Source organism: Flavobacterium sp. UMI-01 (genome assembly GCF_019656315.1).
Taxonomy (GTDB): Bacteria; Bacteroidota; Bacteroidia; order Flavobacteriales; family Flavobacteriaceae; genus Flavobacterium.
The window spans coordinates 1-21518 of sequence record NZ_BPLU01000010.1; the positions used below are offsets into that span (position 1 = coordinate 1).

Annotated in this window: 15 protein-coding genes, 1 rRNA gene and 1 pseudogene; 5 read left to right on the forward strand and 12 right to left on the reverse strand. The window is 35.8% G+C overall.

Going from position 1 to position 21518, the window contains the following annotated elements; all coding sequences use genetic code 11:
- Positions 1 to 194 precede the first annotated feature (194 nt).
- A 5S ribosomal RNA gene (gene rrf / locus K5R64_RS06665) occupies positions 195 to 303 on the forward strand.
- 114 nt (positions 304 to 417) lie between these two features.
- Here the strand turns inward: rrf and K5R64_RS06670 are convergent.
- Both K5R64_RS06670 and fahA read right to left on the reverse strand, forming a co-directional pair.
- Positions 418 to 522, reverse strand: a pseudogene (locus K5R64_RS06670) (transposase); the annotation flags it as partial.
- Between the two features lie 101 nt (positions 523 to 623).
- Entirely contained in the window at positions 624 to 1910 is a 1287-nt protein-coding gene (gene fahA / locus K5R64_RS06675; protein ID WP_220762071.1) for a fumarylacetoacetase, read from the reverse strand.
- 105 nt (positions 1911 to 2015) lie between these two features.
- Here fahA and glyA point away from each other — a divergent pair, with 105 nt between their 5' ends.
- Together glyA and K5R64_RS06685 are read left to right on the forward strand one after the other, a co-directional pair.
- Positions 2016 to 3290, forward strand: a complete 1275-nt coding sequence (gene glyA, locus K5R64_RS06680; RefSeq protein WP_220762072.1) for a serine hydroxymethyltransferase — start codon at positions 2016 to 2018, stop codon at positions 3288 to 3290.
- A gap of 156 nt (positions 3291 to 3446) precedes the next feature.
- Positions 3447 to 4040 carry a tRNA-(ms[2]io[6]A)-hydroxylase gene (locus tag K5R64_RS06685; RefSeq protein WP_220762073.1) on the forward strand — a complete coding sequence of 198 codons (594 nt, stop codon included), beginning with the start codon at positions 3447 to 3449 and terminating at the stop codon, positions 4038 to 4040.
- A 287-nt stretch (positions 4041 to 4327) separates the two neighbouring features.
- Here the strand turns inward: K5R64_RS06685 and fumC are convergent, their stop codons facing one another.
- Positions 4328 to 5713, reverse strand: coding sequence for a class II fumarate hydratase (gene fumC, locus K5R64_RS06690; protein ID WP_220762074.1), 1386 nt, complete (start codon positions 5711 to 5713; stop codon positions 4328 to 4330).
- 177 nt (positions 5714 to 5890) lie between these two features.
- On the opposite strand from fumC, the gene K5R64_RS06695 reads away from it, so the two are divergent.
- Both K5R64_RS06695 and ccsA read left to right on the forward strand, forming a co-directional pair.
- Complete coding sequence (locus K5R64_RS06695) at positions 5891 to 6055, forward strand: hypothetical protein (RefSeq protein ID WP_220762076.1); 165 nt, start codon at positions 5891 to 5893, stop codon at positions 6053 to 6055.
- A 354-nt stretch (positions 6056 to 6409) separates the two neighbouring features.
- A complete protein-coding gene (gene ccsA, locus K5R64_RS06700; protein WP_220762078.1) occupies positions 6410 to 9610 on the forward strand; it encodes a cytochrome c biogenesis protein in 3201 nt (1066 codons plus the stop codon).
- A 185-nt stretch (positions 9611 to 9795) separates the two neighbouring features.
- On the opposite strand, the gene K5R64_RS06705 is transcribed toward ccsA, so the two are convergent.
- From K5R64_RS06705 to trpD, 9 genes are all read right to left on the reverse strand, one after another.
- The gene (locus tag K5R64_RS06705; protein ID WP_220762080.1) at positions 9796 to 12204 is read right to left on the reverse strand and encodes a thiamine pyrophosphate-dependent enzyme; all 2409 of its coding nucleotides are present in this window, start codon (positions 12202 to 12204) and stop codon (positions 9796 to 9798) included.
- A gap of 192 nt (positions 12205 to 12396) precedes the next feature.
- Complete coding sequence (locus K5R64_RS06710) at positions 12397 to 15216, reverse strand: aminopeptidase (protein WP_308443155.1); 2820 nt, start codon at positions 15214 to 15216, stop codon at positions 12397 to 12399.
- Between the two features lie 151 nt (positions 15217 to 15367).
- Entirely contained in the window at positions 15368 to 16096 is a 729-nt protein-coding gene (locus K5R64_RS06715; protein WP_220762082.1) for a TIGR00730 family Rossman fold protein, read from the reverse strand.
- A gap of 397 nt (positions 16097 to 16493) precedes the next feature.
- The gene (trpA, locus tag K5R64_RS06720; protein WP_220762084.1) at positions 16494 to 17255 is read right to left on the reverse strand and encodes a tryptophan synthase subunit alpha; all 762 of its coding nucleotides are present in this window, start codon (positions 17253 to 17255) and stop codon (positions 16494 to 16496) included.
- A gap of 54 nt (positions 17256 to 17309) precedes the next feature.
- Positions 17310 to 17630 (reverse strand): gamma-glutamylcyclotransferase family protein, encoded by a 321-nt coding sequence (locus tag K5R64_RS06725; protein ID WP_220762085.1) that lies wholly within the window; start codon positions 17628 to 17630, stop codon positions 17310 to 17312.
- A 74-nt stretch (positions 17631 to 17704) separates the two neighbouring features.
- Positions 17705 to 18889 (reverse strand): tryptophan synthase subunit beta, encoded by a 1185-nt coding sequence (trpB, locus tag K5R64_RS06730; RefSeq protein ID WP_220762086.1) that lies wholly within the window; start codon positions 18887 to 18889, stop codon positions 17705 to 17707.
- Between the two features lie 14 nt (positions 18890 to 18903).
- A complete protein-coding gene (locus tag K5R64_RS06735) occupies positions 18904 to 19527 on the reverse strand; it encodes a phosphoribosylanthranilate isomerase (RefSeq protein ID WP_220762087.1) in 624 nt (207 codons plus the stop codon).
- Positions 19528 to 19615: 88 nt separating this feature from the next.
- Positions 19616 to 20395, reverse strand: coding sequence for an indole-3-glycerol phosphate synthase TrpC (trpC, locus tag K5R64_RS06740; protein WP_220762088.1), 780 nt, complete (start codon positions 20393 to 20395; stop codon positions 19616 to 19618).
- Positions 20396 to 20494: 99 nt separating this feature from the next.
- Positions 20495 to 21487: an anthranilate phosphoribosyltransferase gene (gene trpD / locus K5R64_RS06745; RefSeq protein WP_220762089.1), complete on the reverse strand. Its 993-nt coding sequence runs from the start codon at positions 21485 to 21487 to the stop codon at positions 20495 to 20497.
- Positions 21488 to 21518 lie beyond the last annotated feature (31 nt).

Below are 21518 nucleotides of genomic sequence, written 5' to 3' on the forward strand. Positions count from 1 at the left end.
GGCAGTAATGTCATAGTCGAGTAGTACTAATAACCTGTAAGCTTATGTACAAATCCTGCTCCCGAGCAATCGGGAGCAAGAAACTTTCTAGATTCGCCTAGGCGAATGACAATAATAAATTTTCTTTATCTCAGTATGTTAAGATATTGTGTAATTGTTCCCGATAGTTATCGGGACCCATTGCAAAGCGACCTTAAGGTGGTTATTGCGGCGGGGCTCACCTCTTCCCATCCCGAACAGAGTAGTTAAGCCCGCCAGCGCAGATGGTACTGCATTTTGTGGGAGAGTATGTCGCCGCCTTTCTTTTGAAAACCCTATCCAATCGGATAGGGTTTTTTTGTTTTTATACGAATCAACTTCAAAAGTTGGGGATTTGGCAAAAAGATTGGATAATCTAAACAGGGAAAAATCAATTTTTCTAACTCCTCTAAATTGCCCTCTAAAAGTTTTGATTTTTGCATTGAAAGACTCCGCTGAAGCATTCGTACTTCTATTATCAAAGTAGTTACTATGATTGGTAATTCATTTTTAATTGTATATTTTTCAATAATTCACAGTATTTTACCTACTATTGTAATAGTTTAGTAACAATGGATTAAAGCATATCTGTATAATGTAGTTGTTTATTTTCTTACAAAGGGAGGGAGTAATTGTGATGAGACTTCTCCAAAACCAATTCTTACTTGGCTGTTTTTACAAAACCCTTTCATGATAACGGTGTCATTATCGTTAATAAACTTGCGCTCTGTTCCATCGTTTAATGTGATCGGATTTTTTCCACCCCAAGTTAATTCTAGCATTGAACCGTAACTGTCAGATGTAGGGCCTGAGATAGTGCCGGAACCCATCATGTCTCCTGAGTTTACTCTGCATCCATTTGAAGTATGATGTGTTAGTTGTTGGTTCATTGTCCAATATAAATATTTAAAATTGGATTTAGTTACCACGGTTGGAATTTCGCAATTTTCAGGTTGAATAGCAACTTCTAATTGGATATCAAAGGTATGTTTGCCTTTTTGTTGTAAATATGGCAATGGGCTTGGATTTTGTTTAGGACTAGAAGTTCTAAAAGGTTCCAATGCATCCATTGTTACAATCCAAGGTGAAATTGAAGTAGCAAAATTTTTAGATAGAAAAGGGCCTAATGGCATGTATTCCCATTTTAAAATATCTCGGGTACTCCAATCATTTAATAAGACCATTCCAAAAATATAATCCTCGGCTTCATTGATAGGTATCATTTCACCCATTATGTTAGCATCGGTAGTGATAAATGCGGTTTCGAGTTCAAAATCTACACAACGAGAAGAACCAAAGACAGGGGTGTTTTCTCCATGAGGGAGCGTTTGTCCAATAGGTCTGTGTACGGGGATTCCTGAGGGAATGATGGTCGAACTTCTGCCATGGTACCCAATAGGCATGTGTAGCCAATTAGGTAATAAAGCGTTTTCAGCATCTCTTACCATTTTTCCCATATTAGTAGCATGTTCTTTACTTGAATAAAAATCAGTATAGTCACCAATTAAAACAGGAAGTTGCATTTCGACATCATCAATGTTAAAAATGACAATATCGATGTGTTTTTTGTTATCTCTAAGTTCAGGATTATTTTCGTCAAAAATATGTGCAATTCGATTTCGTACCAAACGCCATGTTTTTTTTCCATCAGATATGAAATCATTGAGCGTATCTTGCATAAACATATCGTCAGTCAATTCAATACCTGAAAAATAATTCATTTGTTGTAGCGCTCCTAAATCAATAGCATAATCGCCTATTCGGGTACCTACCGTTACTACGTTTTCTTTTGTCAAAAACACACCAAAAGGGATGTTTTGAATAGGGAAATCGCTGTTTTCAGGTACTGAGAGCCAAGATTTTCTTTTGGTGTCGTTAGCAGATATTGGCATATTGAGGATTTTTTGTTGAAAATTATTATATCAAATATATCATAATCTAGCTATTTCACAAACGTTTTTTTGTATTTTTGCCTCAAATTAACTAAATTGATAGAAATGCAACGCGACAAACAAATTTTTGACCTTATTCTTGAAGAACAAGATAGACAAATACACGGATTAGAACTTATTGCCTCTGAAAACTTTGTTAGTGACGAAGTAATTGAAGCAGCGGGTTCTGTTTTGACTAACAAATATGCTGAAGGGTATCCAGGAAAAAGATATTATGGTGGTTGCGAAGTGGTTGATGTCGTGGAACAAATTGCTATTGATAGAGCAAAAGAATTATTTGGAGCGGCTTATGCAAACGTACAACCACATTCAGGATCTCAGGCTAATGCGTCTGTATTTCATGCTTGTTTACAAGCTGGAGATAAAATTTTAGGTTTTGATTTGTCACACGGTGGGCACTTGACTCACGGTTCGCCTGTAAATTTTTCTGGTAAAATATACAATCCAGTATTTTATGGTGTTGATAAAGAAACAGGACGTTTGAATTATGATAAAATTCAAGAAATTGCAATTAAAGAGCAACCAAAGTTAATCATTGCAGGAGCTTCGGCTTATTCACGTGATATGGATTTTGCTCGTTTCAGAGAAATTGCTGATAGTGTAGGTGCTATCTTGATGGCTGATATCTCACACCCAGCGGGATTAATCGCTAAAGGGTTATTAAACGATCCAATTCCTCATTGTCATATTGTGACCACTACGACACATAAAACCTTACGTGGCCCAAGAGGTGGTTTGATATTGATGGGTAAAGATTTTGAAAACCCATGGGGATTGAAAACTCCAAAAGGGGAAATCAGAATGATGTCTTCGTTATTAGACTTAGCTGTTTTTCCTGGAAATCAAGGTGGACCATTAATGCATATTATTGCTGCTAAAGCGGTAGCTTTTGGAGAAGCTTTACAAGATGAATTCTTTACTTATGCTAGACAATTGCAAAAAAATGCTAATGCAATGGCAGATGCTTTTGTAAAAAGAGGTTACGATATTATTTCAGGAGGTACAGACAATCACATGATGTTGATTGACTTAAGAAACAAAGGTATTTCAGGGAAAGACGCCGAAAATGCCTTGGTAAAAGCTGAAATAACAGTTAATAAAAACATGGTGCCATTTGATGACAAATCGCCATTTGTTACTTCTGGTATCCGTGTAGGAACAGCTGCAATTACAACACGTGGTTTGGTTGAAGAAGATATGGAAACAATTGTTGCTATGATTGATAAAGTATTGACCAATCATACCAATGAGGATGTTATTGAAGAAGTAGCTGAGCAAGTAAACGAAATGATGAGCGAAAGAGCGATTTTCGTATTTTAAATTTAGTTTAAAAGTTTAAATTGTTTAAGGTTTAAAGTTTAAAGGTTTGTGCAAACATAAAGTTGTCACAAAGAATTTGAACTTTAAGCCTTTTCTTTTTATAGAATTAGCTTTAAACAAAATAAAACTACATTAAACTTTTCAAAACATTAAAATATGGGCGTATTACGATTACAATTGCCAACCGATCCAAGATGGGTAAATATAGTAGAGAAAAATATTGAAGAAATCTTGACGGACCATGCTTGGTGTGAGCAAAAAGCGGCAACAAATGCAATTACAATTATCACAAATAATTCTGAGTATCAAGATTTAGTTAAAGACCTGTTGGCTTTAGCCAAAGAGGAAATTGATCATTTTGAACAAGTTCATAATTTAATTATTAAAAGAGGATTGAAGTTAGGTCGTGAGCGCAAAGATGATTATGTAAATGAATTGTACCAATATATGAAACGCAGTAGTGATGGGAGTAGGGTTTCGGGATTGGTAGAAAGATTGCTGTTTTCTGCGATGATTGAAGCTCGTAGTTGTGAACGTTTTAAAGTGTTGTCTGAAAATATTCAAGATGAAGAATTGGCTGTATTTTATAGAGAATTAATGGAAAGTGAAGCGGGTCATTATACGACTTTTATCACTTATGCTCGAAAATACGGAGAAGGGATTGATGTTGAAAAGCGTTGGAGAGAATGGTTGGCTTTTGAGGAATCTATCATTACCAATTATGGAAAAGGGGAAACGATTCACGGATAGTTTTTTAAAATAGGGTAGATAGTTTTTGTTTTTAATACGCTATAAATGCAAGTTCTATGTGTTTTTATAGTTAATGTATTATGGTTTTTTTGACACAATTAGAGGGGTTAAAAAAAATTAAATGTTTTGGTTTGAAGTTAATCTGCAAAGAAAGTCTCAACTACATTAAATAATCATTCATGTTTAAAAAACTACGTCGCTTTATTTATTGCACTATAACTAATATGCTTTTTAATTTCTTAAATAGTTTAAAAAGTATGCTATTTTGTTGAATGTAAATGTCGTTTTTAAACCATGTTTTCTGGTCGAACCCAAGCATCAAATTCTTCCGCAGTAAGATACCCTAAACGAATGGCTTCTTCTTTAAGAGTGGTTCCGTTTTTGTGAGCGGTTTGAGCAATTTCAGCGGCTTTGTAATAACCAATTTTAGGATTTAATGCTGTAACTAACATGAGTGAATTGTCAACTAATTCTTTGATGCGAGCGTAATTTGGAGCTATGCCTTGAGCACAATGAATATCAAATGATACACAGGCATCACCTAAAAGTTGTGCTGATTGCAGAAAGTTGGCAGCAATCATCGGTTTGAAAACATTTAATTCGTAATGTCCTTGCATACCTCCAATACTAATTGCTGTATCATTTCCTATCACTTGAGCGCAAACCATAGTCAGAGCTTCACATTGAGTGGGGTTTACTTTTCCCGGCATGATAGAGGAACCGGGCTCGTTCTCAGGAATTACTAATTCGCCAATTCCTGAACGTGGACCAGAGGCTAACATTCGGATGTCATTACCAATTTTGTTGAGAGCAACGGCTAGTTGTTTTAAGGCACTGTGTGTTTCTACCATGGCGTCATGAGACGCAAGCGCTTCAAATTTATTTGGGGCGGTAATAAAAGGCAGTCCCGTGAACTGTGCGATGTATTGTGCTACTTTTACATCATAGCCTTTAGGGGTATTTAAGCCAGTCCCTACAGCGGTGCCTCCTAAGGCAATTTCAGATAAATGAGGGAGTGTGTTTTTTAACGCTTTTAATCCATGATTGAGTTGAGAAACATAGCCTGAAATTTCTTGACCTAATGTAAGTGGCGTTGCGTCCATGAGGTGTGTGCGCCCTATTTTTACAACATCTTTGAATTCAGTAGCTTTGTTGTTGAGGGTGTTTTTTAGTTGTTCGATTGCTGGGATGGTATGTTCAGTAACTTTTTTATAAGCGGCGATATGCATGGCTGTTGGGAAGGTATCGTTGGATGATTGTGATTGGTTTACATCGTCATTAACCTTAATGTAAGGAGCATCTTCTCCAATCTTAAAGCCTTTTAGAATTTGTGCTCTATTTGCAATTACTTCATTTATGTTCATATTGGTTTGTGTTCCAGAACCAGTTTGCCAAATAACTAACGGAAAATGATCATTGAGTTTTCCTGATAAAATTTCATCACATACTAGAGCTATTACCTCTCTTTTTTCAGGAGTTAGGATGCCTAAGTCGCAATTGGTATAGGCGGCTGCTTTTTTTAAGTAAGCAAATCCCATAATGATTTCTTTGGGCATTGAAGCTGGATTTCCTATTTTGAAATTGCTTCTTGACCGTTCTGTTTGTGCACCCCAGTACTTTTCAAATGGGACAGCGATTTCGCCTAGTGTGTCTTTTTCGATTCTAAATTTCATACTATTGGGATTTGAGGTTGTTAGTTGTTTTGTTGGATGAAAAAATTGAAGGTTAAGGTCTAAAGTTACTTATCAAAAATACGGATTATTATTTTTTATATAAATTGATTTGGTTTTTATTGTTACAAAAAGATTTAAAGTCTATATTTGTGGCTACATTCAAAAATTCCGGAAAACATGTTTGAATTTTCACAGTATTTAGGCTTTTTGCTTTTCTTAACCATTTTAACTATAGGATTTTGGTTAATGTTTTTCTTAGTAGGTTTTCTTCAATATTGGGTTGGAGGAGCTTTGTGGGAAAGATATAAAGCAAAGAAAGCAAAGAAACAAGAATCACTTTAAGATTAATTTGATTTAACACACAAAAAAGACCGTTCCAATGTTTTGGGACGGTCTTTTTGTATCTAAGCGTGTTGGGTTATGCGTGAGGGATAGAAGTGGAAAGCCCACAAACAAGTGGAGCGCTAGCAGAACTTGTTGAGGACTTGTAGCGGATAGCCCGACAGCATTCTTAAAATGAGCTTTTATGCACCCACAATTAGGCTCATTTTAAGAATGGTGGCACGCCCAAAAAAAATGAATGAAAAAGCGGGTTTCGGACTTAATTTTGGATTAAATTAACAACTTGACATCAAAGGGACTGAACATTTTTGAGTACTTTTGTCGCACTTTAAAATTTATAATTTTCCTTATATAATGGATAAAAAAATAGTTTCATTTTTGTTTTCGACCCGATTAATGGCAGTGCTTTTTTTAACTTTTGCGATTGCCATGGCTACAGGAACTTTTATCGAAAGTAAATACAACACTGATACGGCGCGAATTTTAGTGTACAATGCTTGGTGGTTTGAGGGTATAATGGTGATTTTTATGCTTAATTTTTTTGGAAACATTAAGCGTTACCAGTTATGGAAGAAAGAAAAATGGGCTACTTTGTTATTGCATTTGGCTTTTGTGTTTATTTTGCTGGGGGCATTTGTAACGCGTTATATAAGTTATGAGGGCATGATGCCTATACGTGAAGGGGAAGCTGAGAATCAGTTTTATTCTGATAAAACGTTTTTAACGGTTTTGGTTGATGGGGAATATAAGGGGGAGATGAAGCGTAGAAAGTTTGATAAAGACCTATTGCTTTCGCCAGTAACCGAAAATTATTTTACTCTCTCGGGAGATTTTGATAAAACACCTTTTGTGGTTGAGTATCAGGATTTCATTATGGGGGCTAAGGAGTATGTGAAAGAGGATAAAAACGGCCATTTATATATAAAATTGGTAGAAGCTGGTAGTGGTGGTCGTGAAGAGCATTTCCTGAAAGAAGGTGAGGTTCAAAATATTCATAATGTACTATTTGCTTTGAATAAACCTACTGATGGTGCTATTAATATTACGACAACCGGGAAAGAATACACGATTCAAACCCCTTTTGAAGGAGGATTTATGCGCATGGCTGATAAATTGCAAGGGAGAGTGGAAAAGGATGTGGTGCAACCCTTGATGATGCGTTCGTTGTATAGTATAGGTGAAATGCGTTTTGTGTTTCCTGATCCACCTACTAAAGGTGTGATTGCTTATGAATCTAATAATGATTTTAAAGCTAAAGGAGTTGATAACGCTTTGATTGTTAAAATAAAAGCCGAAGGGCAAGAAAAAGTAGTGACACTTGTGGGCTCCAAAGGCAAAATAGGGGAGCCTGAAACGGTAAAAATAGGGGATAAAGAGTACAGTCTTTTTTACGGTAGTAAAGCGTATGAATTGCCATTCAAAATCAAATTAAATGATTTTATTGCTGAAAAATATCCAGGTACAGAAAAAAGTTATTCTTCGTTTGAGAGTAAGGTAACGGTACAAGATACGGAACCATTTGATGCGAGAATTTATATGAACAATGTATTGGATCATAAAGGGTATCGTTTTTTTCAGTCTTCTTTTTCTCCTGATGAAAAAGGAACTGTTTTATCTGTAAATCATGATTTTTGGGGAACTAATATCACTTATCTGGGGTATTTCTTGTTGTTCTTTTCAATGATGGCTATAATGTTTACAAAGCATTCTCGTTTTGCTGATTTAAAACGAAAATTAGAGGTGGTAAAAGAAAAAAAATCAAAACTCCTTACTCTCGTTGTTTTAATGTTAAGTTTTAATGGTTTTGCGCAAATTCATGACCACGACCACGATCATGATCACGATCATGATCACGAGCATTCACAGGAAGAAGCACAAACGGCGCCCATTCGCAAAATGTTGACCTCGAAAGAAGCTGATTCTTTGATTCTCAAGTTTAAAGTTTCAGAGGGGCATGCGGCTAAATTTGGTCGTTTGATTGTGCAAGATGCAGGTGGTAGGATGAAGCCTATCAATACGTTTTCATCAGAATTATTACGTAAAGTAAGCCACTCTAATGAGTATAAAGGGATGAACCCTGATCAGGTATTTTTATCGATGTCGCAATATGCAAATTTATGGATACAGGTCCCGATTATTTATATCAAATCAGGAAACGATAGTATTCGTAAAATTATTGGTGTGGATGCCAAAGCAAAATATGCCCCTTTTATCAAATTTTTTGATGAAAATGGGAATTATAAACTTTCGCCTTATCTCGATGAGGCGTATAAAGCAGCTAATCCGAACCAGTTTCAAAAAGATTTTGTCGAAACGGATAAGAAGGTAAATTTGATGGAGTCGGCATTGAGCGGCGCTATTATGAAAATTTTCCCAATTCCTAATGATAGCAACAACAAGTGGATTTCGTATATGGAAGTTGGGGCGTCTGGGTTGAAAGGCATGGATTCTACGTACACCAAAAATGTTTTGCCTTTGTATTTTGGGACACTTGGTAATGCTACTCAGACAAATGATTATAAAAATGCAGATGAGTTGCTGGAAAGTTTACATGGTTTCCAACGTAAGTTTGGAGAGAAAGTGATGCCTTCAGAAGACAAAGTAACGGCGGAGATTTTGTATAACCAATACGATGTGTTCCAAAAACTATCTTACTGGTATATTTATGCTGCAATTTTGATGTTGTTTTTTACCATTATGCAAATTTTTAAAGAACGAAAATTTTTGCACATAGCGGTCAATACCATGCATGTTGTCATTGGGTTGTTGTTTGGATTGCACACGTTGGGATTGATTGCTCGCTGGTACATATCGGGACATGCTCCATGGAGTAATGCTTATGAATCAATCATTTATATTGCTTGGGCAACTATGTTTTTTGGATTGGCTTTTGATAGAAAATCCAAATTGACAGTGGCTTCATCGGCTTTTGTAACAGCAATGATTTTGATGGCTGCTTATATGAATTGGATTGATCCAGAAATTGCAAATTTACAACCTGTATTGAATTCGTATTGGTTGATGATTCACGTAGCAGTTATTGTAGCAAGTTACGGTCCATTTGCACTAGGTATGATTTTAGGTTTTGTGTCGTTGTTGTTGATCTTTTTTACCAATGAAAAAAATAAAACCAAGATGGATTTAAATATCCAGGAGATTACCTATATTAATGAAATGTCTTTGACTATAGGATTGATTTTATTGACTATTGGTAACTTTTTAGGAGGGCAATGGGCTAATGAGAGTTGGGGACGTTATTGGGGTTGGGACCCTAAAGAAACATGGGCTTTAATTAGTATTATGGTATATGCTTTTGTAATTCATGCTCGTTTTGTTCCTTCTTTACGAGGAAAATGGGTTTTTAATTTGATGAGTATGTACGCCTTTTTGTCTATTTTGTTTACGTATTATGGGGTAAATTTCCATTTAGTAGGCTTGCATTCTTATGCGAGTGGTGAGGCTAAATCATTGGATTGGATTTGGTACACTTTGGGAGGTATTTCCGTAATTGGTGCGTTGACTTATCCAAAATATAGCAAGTATTATAAAAAATAGTTTTGACTAAGTGTAGGGTGAAACACAATGGAAAGGGGAGCATAGTTTTTATAGCATACCTGAAGTGTCAAAATGAGTGAATTTAAAAAGCCAATAGCACTTCAATTTGCTATTGGCTTTTTTGTGGCCAAAAAAAGGCCAACGTTTTTACGCTGACCTTTTGTGTTATTTTGCTAGAAAATCGGTTAATATAAACTCGGATATTTAGAGGGATTTGCTTCGTGCATCATAGCGTAAGCTTTTTCATAAACGTCTTCGATAGAGGGTTTAGAGAAATAATCTCCATCCGTACCGTAAGCAGGGCGGTGCGCCTTGGCTGATAAGGTTTGAGGTTTGCTGTCTAAATACTGATAAGCGTTTTGGTCTTCAATGATTTGTTGTAAAATATAAGCAGACGCCCCACCAGGGACATCTTCGTCTATGATTAAAAGACGGTTTGTTTTCATGATGCTTTTTACAATATCGTGTTTCACATCAAAAGGAATTAGGGATTGAATATCGATTACTTCACATTCAATGCCTATTTCTGATAGTTCTTGCGCTGCCTCCATGACTAAACGGAGTGTTGAGCCGTAAGAAACTAAGGTGATGTCACTACCTTTTTTGATGGTTTCTACAACGCCAATTGGGGTTTTAAACTCGCCATAATTTGTAGGTGTTTTTTCTTTCAGGCGGTATCCGTTCAAGCATTCAATTACGATAGCGGGTTCGTCACTTTCCATCAATGCATTGTAAAATCCTGCGGCTTTTGTCATGTTTCTAGGTACTAAAACATGTATGCCTCTGATGGCATTTATAATCATTCCCATCGGGGAGCCAGAGTGCCAAATTCCTTCCAGTCGATGTCCGCGTGTGCGGATAATAAGAGGTGCTTTTTGTTTTCCAAAAGTACGGTATTGCAATGAAGCTAAATCATCGCTCAATATTTGAATGGCATAAAGCATGTAATCTAAATATTGGATTTCAGCGATGGGTCTTAAACCTCTTAAAGCCATTCCGATACCTTGGCCGATGATGGTGGCTTCACGTATGCCAGCATCGGCAACACGCATTTCACCATATTTTTCTTGTAGTCCTTCTAATCCTTGGTTTACATCGCCAATTTTTCCTGAATCTTCTCCAAAAATTAATGCTTCTGGGTATTTAGAAAAAATAGCATCAAAATTGTCTCTGATAATCATGCGACCATCGGTATCTGGAGTTGCTTCTTCTAAGTATTGAGGAGCAACTTCTTTAACCGCCAATACATTGTGAGCAGATTCTGAATAGAGTTTTGAGTTAAAGGCGTATTGGTATTTTTTTGAAAAAGTAGTTAACCAACTAACTAAGGCTGTTTTTTCTTGTCCTGAGGTAAATTGACGTAGCGATTTACGTGCAGCTACCATAATTTCTTTTTTCAGTGGTTCTTTAATACCTCGCAATTTTTTGGCGTGAGCCAAAACAATTTCGGGGTTTAATGACGCGGGAGCTATTTGTTCTAACAAATTAACAAGCTCTTTTTGTTCGTTAATGATGGGAGTGATGAAAGTGATCCAGGCTTTTTTCTTGGCTTCTAAAACTTCCTTTTTGGCTTTGGCTTCAATTGCATCTAGCTCTTCTGGAGAGGCGATATTGATAGCAATCATCCATAGTCGCATTTGACGGATACAGTCAAATTCTTTTTCCCAATCCAATCGCTCTTTGCTTTTATAGCGTTCGTGTGAGCCTGAACTCGAATGTCCTTGTGGTTGTGTTAATTGTTCTACATGTATAACTACAGGAATGTGTTTTTCACGAGCGATGGTTTCGGCTTTTTGATAAGCAGTAACCAAGTCGGAATAATCCCAACCTTTTACCTTAATTAGCTCAAGGCCGTTAGTGTCAGCTTCAATTTGGAAGCCTTTTAGTATTTCTGATATGTCTTCCTTAGTGGTTTGGTGTTTGGCATGGACTGAAATGCCATATTCATCATCCCAAATACTGATTACCATAGGAACCTGAAGGACTCCTGCAGCATTTATGGTTTCAAAAAACACACCTTCGGACGTGCTTGCATTCCCAATCGTTCCCCAAGCAATTTCGTTTCCTTGATTTGAAAAATTTTCCTGATTCGGGATGTTGGTGCTGTGTCGGTATATTTTTGAAGCCTGCGCTAAACCCAGCAGTCGAGGCATTTGAGCTGCAGTAGGGGAAATATCTGAGCTAGAGTTTTTTTGTTGCACAAGATTTTTCCAACTCCCATCCTCATTTAAACTATGAGTAACAAAATGACCTCCCATTTGCCTGCCTGCAGACATGGGTTCTTCATTGATGTCCGTGTTACCATATAATCCAGCAAATAATTGTTCAGGAGTAAGTTCTCCTATAGCCATCATGAAGGTTTGGTCGCGATAATAGCCCGAACGAAAATCTCCATTCTTGAAAAATTTTGCCATGGTGATTTGTGGCAGTTCTTTTCCGTCGCTGAAAATACCAAACTTAGCCTTTCCTGTTAACACCTCTTTTCTTCCTAACAAACTGCATTCCCTACTGGTGATTGCTACGGTATAATCGTTCAATACTTCGGTTTTGAAATCTTCAAATGTTAATGCAGCGTTGTTTTTTTCTTTTATCATTCTCTATGAAGGTATAACTTATGAGGCGCAAATTTACTTAAAAACTGGCTATTTTCATAATAGAATAAAAAAAATATGGATAGAAACGCCTTGCGGATTATTTATTTTTTTAAGTGTTTTGTTGGTGATTTCTCTTTTTAAAATGTAAAAATTACTTTTTGTATAATTTAATAAATTTAAAATCAGAATTTTTTAAAACCATTTTCTGTTGAATAGGTTTAAGAAGATTTTGGGTGATAAGGTGATGATAAAACGTATTTTTTCGTTGTATTTATTGTCATTTATTTCCCATCCATTTGACGAATAAACAGGTAAATAGACTTCGAAATAATCGGTAACGAGATTGAGACGGATGCCACTATCATATACAAAGCGTTCTTTTTGGAATTTGTTTTTCAACAATCCAATATCGCCGTACACTTCTATCCAATTCCAAATGGCATAACCTCCATTAATTGTGGTCATCCATTGATTGGCAAAGGGTGTTTGGAGTTTTGATTTAAAACCTCCTTCGGCAATAATCAATTGTTGGCTAAAAAATCCAGTGTTTTCGGATCTTCCATAATAATTATAATCAAACATATAATCCGAAGGACGATCAAGTGAAAAATTAAAGAAATTGCTGTTCGTATTATTGTTAATAAAGGTTCCAGCGTACCAGCGTAGGTTCATTTGGCGGTTGTTTTCGAATAATTTTCGATAAGAAACTTCGGCAATTGCTTTATTAAAGTTGTTGGCAAGTTGTATTTCCGTCATAAAACTAAAATGATTGGTTACTTCTGTTTTAGTATTATAATAGCGAGCGTTAAAAATGGAATAATTTTCATTGAAATCAGATTTGACAATTTGACTTTCTTGACGATTGACGAGCAATTGGCGTAGATAAATTAATTCTTTTCTGTTATCTCTAAAATCTTCATCTCTGATTCGTAACTGAATCGAAGGATTGAATTTAAAATAGGTGGCGTCAGGGGCATAATGAAAGTAAGAGGCCGAAAGAGCATATCGGGCATTAAACAAGGTACTGTTACGGTAATTTTGGTTTACTGCTAGAGACCCCGAACCAGAGAATGATTGGGCATTGGTAGAATAAGCAGGAGTGATATCAAAAACAAAAGGCTTGTCTAAAATGGTTTTGTTATGCAAACGCATCCCTAAAATAAACCCATCGTACAAATTAAACTCTACTGTTGGTACATATAAAACTTGATTGTAATAAGGGTCTTCTAGGTCCTTCATAAATACAAACTTCACTGGGCGGTTATTTGGGAAAAAGCCTTTTAAGGATTTCCAGTTGTTCCTTAAATTGTATTCTGGCACTTCGTTTTTGTAATTCAAAACAATTTTGTCCACTTCATTCCTAGGCATTGTATAAAGGCTGTCTTTTTTGTGGGGAGTAAGCCATTTTTTAAAAATTATTTCCCCATTTTTGATACCGTAAACAGGAACAGGAACAGCAACGCCAGTTTTGTTTTTTATAGTAAAAGAAAGGCTGTCATTGGTTTTGGTAACATTAGAAAATTTATAATCAATAGCTTTTCGGGAGTTGATAATGGTGTTGAAAAACCAATTGATGTCTTTTTCTGAATTTTTCTTTAAAATATTTTCAAACTCATTTGTTTCAATTACCTCCCCTTGTTTGCGAGTATATAATTCGTAAATGCTTTGAGCAACGATGTTTTTTTCAAGATAATTGTCTAAGAATCGCAAACTTAGACCTGCACGGTATTTACTAGCAATTTGCTCGTTGAATTTTATCAATGCATCTTTAGGAGTATTCAAAGGTTGGTCTAAATTTTTTCGAGCCATCAGCATGTAGAAATAGCTGTATTGCTCATTAAAGTCTAGATTGGTTAGGTTAAAGCTTTTGAGGAGTTTGAAACTAGAAGCACTCCCTAACATCTTGCTACCGGGATGGTTCAATTCGATGTATTTCATCATGGTATAAACTTGGATAGCATCGTGAATCCAAGCTTCTTTTCGCTGGTCGATAAACAAACTATTTTTGAGATAAGCATTTAAAAAAGTTTTTAAAAACTTGATTTCATAAGTGAAATTATCTGAGAATGGGCTAATAAAAGAGGGGAGTTGGTTTAAGCCATAAAATGGGTTGCGTTCATAATCTGTTTCAGAGACAATAATTTTTTGAAAGGGATAGGGACCAATTTTAGCGATGGCAAAAGGAACGATGCAATCAATTATTTGTGATTTTTGAAGGGGCGAAATTTTGTTGTCTTTGAGATTGGTAACTACAGTCAATCCATTGGACACATAACTTTCAAAAGTAAGTTGGGGTTCTATGAAAACATTAAAATCGGTTCTTGATTTGCCCGACACTTTGGTAAGCGTATAGTCTGTATGGAGTTGAGTGTTGAATGTATCCAAATCGGTTGTAAGAAAATCGGTTACGGCCGTTTTAAATTCGATTTCAAAATCAGAAACAGCATTAACAATATCATCAAGATTTTCATTATTGTATTTGATAAAGTCATGTTGTGTGTAGCGTGCGGGGGTTAGAAACCAGTTTTTTAGATTAAATCCCCTTGCTGGATGATAGCCATATTTGGTGAAAGCGTCGCTAGGCACTTTGACGGTATAGGTTAGTTGTATTTTTATTTTTTCGTCAGGCAACAATGGATTTCGCAATCGCACATGAATGACATCAGGAACGGTGGTGTTTCGGTTCCAACTAAGAAATAATTTGTTTGAATCAATTATGGTTATGTTTTGTGTGCTTCCTCGTTCTTCTTCATTGGCCAAATGAAATCCACGATAAAATTCATCCGAAAATCGTCTAGCTAGAGGGGAATGCACATTGGAATAAGCCTGATTCCAATCGTTTAGAACAATAATATTTAAAGTATCCGAAGATTGGTTGTAATAAGTAAGTTCCTGTTGAATATGTAAAGTTTTGTCCGTATGATTCACTTCAACAACCATTTTTGAATGATGTTGAGCGTATTGTTTCAATGATAACAATAATAAGAAGACTATTTGGACAAATACTTTCAAATGGGGCTTTTTGATTAGGACTAAATTACATTAAATAACAGTGCTATAAAAAGATACGTATTAATGAATGGTTATGGTTTTTTGAAAGCCAATAATAAATGGGATTTTTAGTTTTAAACTTACTAAAGCTACTCTGAGAGTAGCTTTAGATTTAAAAGTTGGGTTTCAAATTGTATTTTTTGTAGAATGAATCCAATACATGAACCACTTCATCTGCTGAATCCACGATTTTAATTAAATTTAAATCTTCGGGGCTTACTGTTTTTTCCCCTTCGATGAGTACCGTTTTTATCCAATCGACTAATCCTGACCAAAAGGAAGAGCCTACTAGAATAATGGGGAATTTGGCGATTTTTTTTGTTTGAATTAAGGTAAGGGCTTCAAAGAGTTCATCCATAGTTCCAAAGCCACCAGGCATGACTACAAAGCCTTGCGAATATTTTACAAACATTACTTTGCGTACAAAAAAGTAATCAAAATTTAAGTTTTTATCAGAATCGATATAGGGATTGAAATGTTGCTCGAATGGCAAAACAATATTGAGTCCCACCGATGGACCGCCCCCTAAATGTGCTCCTTTGTTACCCGCTTCCATAATACCGGGCCCACCTCCGGTGATAACACCATAACCTGCTTTTCCAATTTTGAAAGCAATGTTTTCGGCGAGTTGGTAATACGGGTCTTGGGGTAAAGTTCTTGCTGATCCAAATATGGTCACACAAGGTCCAATTCGTCCCATGGTTTCATAACCATTGACAAATTCAGACATAATTTTGAAAATTGCCCAACTGTCATTGGTTCGTATTTCGTTCCAAGTTTTTTGTTTTAAACTATCTTGGATTACTTTTTCTTCATCATTATCAAAATCTTCGAGTCTCATAAATAATAAATTAATTGGTTTAGTACTAGTTTTTTCTTGGAATAAAACAAACATTTTTTTAGAGAATATTCCGTTTGTAATTTGTCCTATCAAAAGTGTTTTTGTTGGTTTGTTTTAGGATGCTAAGTATTGTATTTATTGCTATGGTGTATGTTAACGAATATAACTTTTTTTAAGGAAAAATCCAATAGAAAGAATAGAATTAACCTAAAAACTAAATGGTTTTTTATACTTTTTTTTCAGGCAGAAGAGGCTTTAACCTGAGATGTTATCTAAAATGAATTGTAGTGTTTTTTTAGTGATGTAGTTATCAGGTTTTTAAAATTTGGAATACAAAAAAAGCGTTTACTCTTTTTGGTTAAAAGAATAAACGCTTTAGGCTTATTAGTCATACTCCTTATCGGATTGTTTTTATGAATTCGGCTATTTTACCAGTTCCTTCTTCGGTTAAATGTTTGATAAAGGCGCTACCAATAATGGCACCTTTGGCATACTGTGTAGCTTGGTTGAAGGTTTCGGAATTGTTGATTCCAAAACCTACAATTTGAGGGTTTTTTAGATTCATGTTTGCAATGCGCTTAAAGTAATCTTCTTGAATACTGCCAAAACCTGTTTGTGAACCCGTAACACTAGCAGAACTTACCATGTAAATAAATCCTTTAGAAACGCTGTCGATGTAACGAATGCGTTCTTCGGAAGTTTGAGGTGTTATTAAGAATATGTTGATTAAGCCAAATTTTTCAAAGATAGCTTGGTATTCATGGGCATAAACAGCAACAGGTAAATCCGGGATAATCAATCCATCGATTCCTATTTCAGCGCATTTGGCACAAAAAGCTTCTACACCATATTGCATCATAGGATTAAAGTATCCCATGATAATCAAAGGGATGGATACTGTTTTACGAATGTCTTTTAATTGATTGAATAAAATTTCAGTCGTCATACCATTGTGCAATGCCTTGGTAGAGCTTTCTTGAATGGTAGGTCCATCGGCCAAAGGGTCGCTAAAAGGCAAGCCAATTTCGATTAAATCAACACCATTATTTTCTAAATCTTGAATGATTTTGACCGTATCAGTAAGGTTTGGATATCCAGCAGAGAAATAGATGGATGCTATTTTTTTGTCTTCTTGTAATTTTTGTTCGATTCTATTCATTGTAATCGCTAAGTTTTGGGCAGAAAGAATTCTACTTTTAATGTAAAGGCTTATTTAGTTGGTTACAATATATGCCCAAGCTGTTTGTTTTGATTCTAAATTTACTTCAATACGTTTGTAATGTAACCCTTCATACGTATCAGCAAGTTGAACGTCCTCGTCTGTGATTTCATAAAGCAAACCATTGATAATGTCATCAGGATTTCCTGTTTCGACAATAATAGGATAAGTTGCCATTCCAAATTCTTCTTCAATTTGGATATGGGTTAGAGAATAGCCAATTAATGAATCAGGAGAGCCTTTTAAAATGCGACCGAATATATTTTGTTGAATTTCAGTGTCTTTTAATGTTCCGTATGCGAATAATTTTGCCATTTTTATTTTTTTAATGTGTGACCTAATTTTTTATTTCTACTTCTGTAGTAAATGGTTGTTTTTTAGTATAATAGTTATAATTTGAAATAATCAATATAGGTTTGTAAGTCTTTGTCCCCACGACCAGAAAGACAAATTACAACGATGTCTTCAGGTTTGAATTTTTTTTCTTTTAATACCGCCAAAGCGTGTGATGATTCAATTGCAGGAATGATGCCCTCAAGTTGTGATAATTCAAAACCTGCTTGCATGGCATCATCATCTGTCATAGAATAAAATTCGCCACGACCTGAAGTCGCTAAATGAGCATGCATAGGCCCTACACCAGGATAATCTAATCCAGCAGAAATAGAATATGGTTCAGTGATTTGGCCGTCAGGAGTTTGCATCAATAAGGTTTTGCAACCATGAATGATTCCTACTTTTCCTAATTTACTAGTGGCGGCACTATGCCCACTGTTTACCCCTTTACCTGCTGCTTCTACGGCTACAATGCCTACTTGAGGTTCGTGTAAAAAATGATAAAAAGTACCTGCGGCATTACTACCTCCTCCGATACAAGCTACAACATAATCAGGGTTTTCTCGGCCTTCTTTTTCTTTTAATTGCCATTTTATTTCTTCTGAAACGATGCTTTGAAAACGCGTTACCATATCTGGGTAAGGATGTGGTCCAATGGCTGATCCAATGATGTAATGCGTGTCAACGGGATTGTTAATCCAATCTCTAATAGCTTCGTTTGTTGCGTCTTTGAGTGTACGGCTTCCTGATTTTGCAGGACGTACTTCGGCGCCTAACATTTTCATTCGAGCCACATTTGGAGCTTGACGTTGAATGTCGATTTCGCCCATATAGACAATGCATTGCAGTCCCATAAGTGCACACACTGTTGCTGTAGCTACTCCATGCTGTCCTGCTCCAGTTTCTGCAATAATGCGGTTTTTTCCTAATTTTTTTGCAACTAAAATCTGACCAATTGTGTTGTTGATTTTATGAGCTCCGGTATGGTTAAGGTCTTCTCTTTTGAGATAGATTTTAGTGTTGTATTTTTCAGATAACCGCTTGGCAAAATACAACGGACTAGGACGTCCTACATAATCTCTTAATAATTGGTCAAACTCAGCTTTAAAATCTGGTTCAGCCGTAATTTTTAGGTAGTTTTGACGTAATTCTTCAACATTGGGGTAAAGCATTTCAGGAATGTATGCACCTCCAAATTCACCATAATACCCATTTTCGTCTACGTTATATGAAGTCATTTTTTATGTTTTAATTATTGAAGGGACAATTCGCGAATTCTCCTTAAATCGTTGCTATTTTTTAATCCTGGTTCTATTTCAAATTTACTATTTACGTCTATGGCATAAATGGGTAAATTCGTTTTTATAATTTCGTTTACAGCCTCCATTTCATTTAAACCAATGCCTCCACTTAGGAAAAATGGTTTGCTAGAGGGGTAATTTTGGAGTACTTTCCAATCAAATGTGGTTCCATTACCGCCAGGTAGTTTCCCTTTGGTGTCAAAAAGGAAATAATCACACACTGATTCATAGGGTTTTAGTACATCAAAATTAAAGTCGTCTAAGATAGAAAAAACTTTAATTAGTTCTATCCTGTTTTGTAATTTGCTTTTTAATTCAGTACAAAAAGCGACTGTTTCTTTACCGTGTAATTGTACTGCTTGCAGCTTGTGCTTTTGAACTTTGGCTACAATAGTATCGATAGTTTCATCGACAAAAACACCTGTTTTTTTTATTGATTCAGGTATTGGTGGAATAACACCGTCAAAAAAACGAGCCGATTTTTCCCAAAATATAAATCCCATATAATCGGGAAGGACAGCGCCTACTTCGATTATATTGTCAGGATATTTCATTCCGCAGATTTTCAGTTTCATTTCTTTTACCGCTAAGGCGCTAAGGCGCAATTTTTTTAACTTATATCTTTTTGTTAATTATTAGTGCATAATCACTAAGTAATAAAAACTACAACTGACTAATAAAATCCTTTGCCGCTATACCCGCATTATCTGTTTTCATGAAGTTTTCACCAATTAAAAATCCTTTGTAACCATAAGGTTTTAGTTCGGTAATGGCTTCAACTGATGAAATCCCACTTTCGGAAACTTTGACAAAGTCATTCGGAATCATGTCGGCTAACTGTTTGCTGAAATCCAAACTGACTTCGAATGTTTTTAAATTTCGGTTGTTTACTCCAATCATGTCTAAACTAGGCATGATTGATTTTTCTAATTCTTCTTGGTTGTGGACCTCCAGTAAAACTTCTAAACCTAAATTTTTAGCAAACTCGGATAAGGATTTGATTTCGTCACGTGTTAAAACGGCTGCAATTAGCAGAATCAAATCGGCTCCATGGGCTTTCGCTTCAAGGATTTGGTATTCGTCAACGATAAATTCTTTCCGTAAAAGCGAAATATTTACAGAGGCTCTAGCCAATAGTAAATCGTCTAAAGAACCTCCAAAATATTTTCCATCGGTCAAAACAGATATTCCACAAGCTCCCGCCTCTTCATAACCTTTCACTACTTCTTCAACAGAAAAACCATGATTGATAACGGCTTTAGAAGGCGAACGACGTTTGTGTTCAGCAATAATACCTGAATTGCTATTTCGTAATGCATTACTTAACGAAATTGTTTTTTTTTCAAAGAAAACCGAAGCTTCCAATTGGGAAACCGGAATGATTGATTTCTTAAGAATGACTTCTCTCTTTTTGTCAACGATGATTCTATCTAGTATGTTCATTATACATTTTTTATTTAAAGATTAAATTGTTTAAAGTTTACGTTAACGTACCATCGGCTTACTGTTTTTTGAACCTCAAGCGCTAAACTTTTAAACTATTTACTTACTTAAATCTTGAAGCTTTTTCAAAGCGGTTAATCCTTTACCAGATAAAAGACTCTCCTTAGCTTGTGCAAAACCTTCTAATGGTATACAGCCTGTTACTGTAGCAATGGCTATACCTGCATTTGCACAAACCACATTGTTTTGCGCTTCAGTACCTTTTCCGGAAATAATATTTAAGAACATTTGAGCCGATTCTTCGACCGTAGTGCCTCCTTCAATATCCTTTTGTTGTATCATTTGAACACCAAAATCTTCAGGGTTGAGCATTCCTTCTTTGGTATTTGTAATGATTTTTGTAGGTCCTGTTAGGGATATTTCATCATACCCGTCTAGTGCATGAACAATAGTAAAATTACTGTCTGTATTTTGGTATAAATACCCATACATTCTGGCTAGTTCTAGATTGAAAACCCCTAATAATTGGTTTTTAGGGAACGATGGGTTAATCATAGGGCCTAAAATATTGAAAATGGTTCGCACTCCTAATTCTTTTCGGATAGGTCCTACGTTTTTCATGGCAGGATGAAAAAGGGGAGCGTGAAGAATGCAAATTCCCGCTTGATCAACACATTTTTTTAAAAAATCTTGGTCATTACTGAATTTAACCCCCAAACTTTCCATTACGTTACTCGAACCTGTTATGGATGAAACGCCGTAATTTCCGTGTTTGGTCACTTTTATACCAGCACCAGCTGTTACGAATGAGGCCAATGTAGAGATGTTAAAAGTGTCTTTGCCATCTCCTCCTGTTCCTACTAAATCAATGGTATTGTAATCAGATAAATCAATACGCACACACAATTCTTGAAGCGCCTCTCTAAATCCGGACAATTCATCAATGCTAATGCTTCGCATCATGTACACGGTTAAGAAGGAAGCAATTTGGCTAGGGTTGTAACTTCCGTTAGAAATGTTAACCAAGACTTCTTTGGCCTCTTTTTTAGATAGCAGTTCGTTATTGATTAATCTGTTTAATATGTTTTTCATTTTTTTAAAATAGTTACTAAGAATCTATGTA

Coding starts and splice junctions, on each gene's coding strand:
- fahA (WP_220762071.1), bottom strand. CDS start 1,910: ATGCCAATATCTGCTAACGACACCAAAAGAAAATCTTGGCTCTCAGTA.
- glyA (WP_220762072.1), top strand. CDS start 2,016: ATGCAACGCGACAAACAAATTTTTGACCTTATTCTTGAAGAACAAGAT.
- K5R64_RS06685 (WP_220762073.1), top strand. CDS start 3,447: ATGGGCGTATTACGATTACAATTGCCAACCGATCCAAGATGGGTAAAT.
- fumC (WP_220762074.1), bottom strand. CDS start 5,713: ATGAAATTTAGAATCGAAAAAGACACACTAGGCGAAATCGCTGTCCCA.
- K5R64_RS06695 (WP_220762076.1), top strand. CDS start 5,891: ATGTTTGAATTTTCACAGTATTTAGGCTTTTTGCTTTTCTTAACCATT.
- ccsA (WP_220762078.1), top strand. CDS start 6,410: ATGGATAAAAAAATAGTTTCATTTTTGTTTTCGACCCGATTAATGGCA.
- K5R64_RS06705 (WP_220762080.1), bottom strand. CDS start 12,204: ATGATAAAAGAAAAAAACAACGCTGCATTAACATTTGAAGATTTCAAA.
- K5R64_RS06715 (WP_220762082.1), bottom strand. CDS start 16,096: ATGAGACTCGAAGATTTTGATAATGATGAAGAAAAAGTAATCCAAGAT.
- trpA (WP_220762084.1), bottom strand. CDS start 17,255: ATGAATAGAATCGAACAAAAATTACAAGAAGACAAAAAAATAGCATCC.
- K5R64_RS06725 (WP_220762085.1), bottom strand. CDS start 17,630: ATGGCAAAATTATTCGCATACGGAACATTAAAAGACACTGAAATTCAA.
- trpB (WP_220762086.1), bottom strand. CDS start 18,889: ATGACTTCATATAACGTAGACGAAAATGGGTATTATGGTGAATTTGGA.
- K5R64_RS06735 (WP_220762087.1), bottom strand. CDS start 19,527: ATGAAACTGAAAATCTGCGGAATGAAATATCCTGACAATATAATCGAA.
- trpC (WP_220762088.1), bottom strand. CDS start 20,395: ATGAACATACTAGATAGAATCATCGTTGACAAAAAGAGAGAAGTCATT.
- trpD (WP_220762089.1), bottom strand. CDS start 21,487: ATGAAAAACATATTAAACAGATTAATCAATAACGAACTGCTATCTAAA.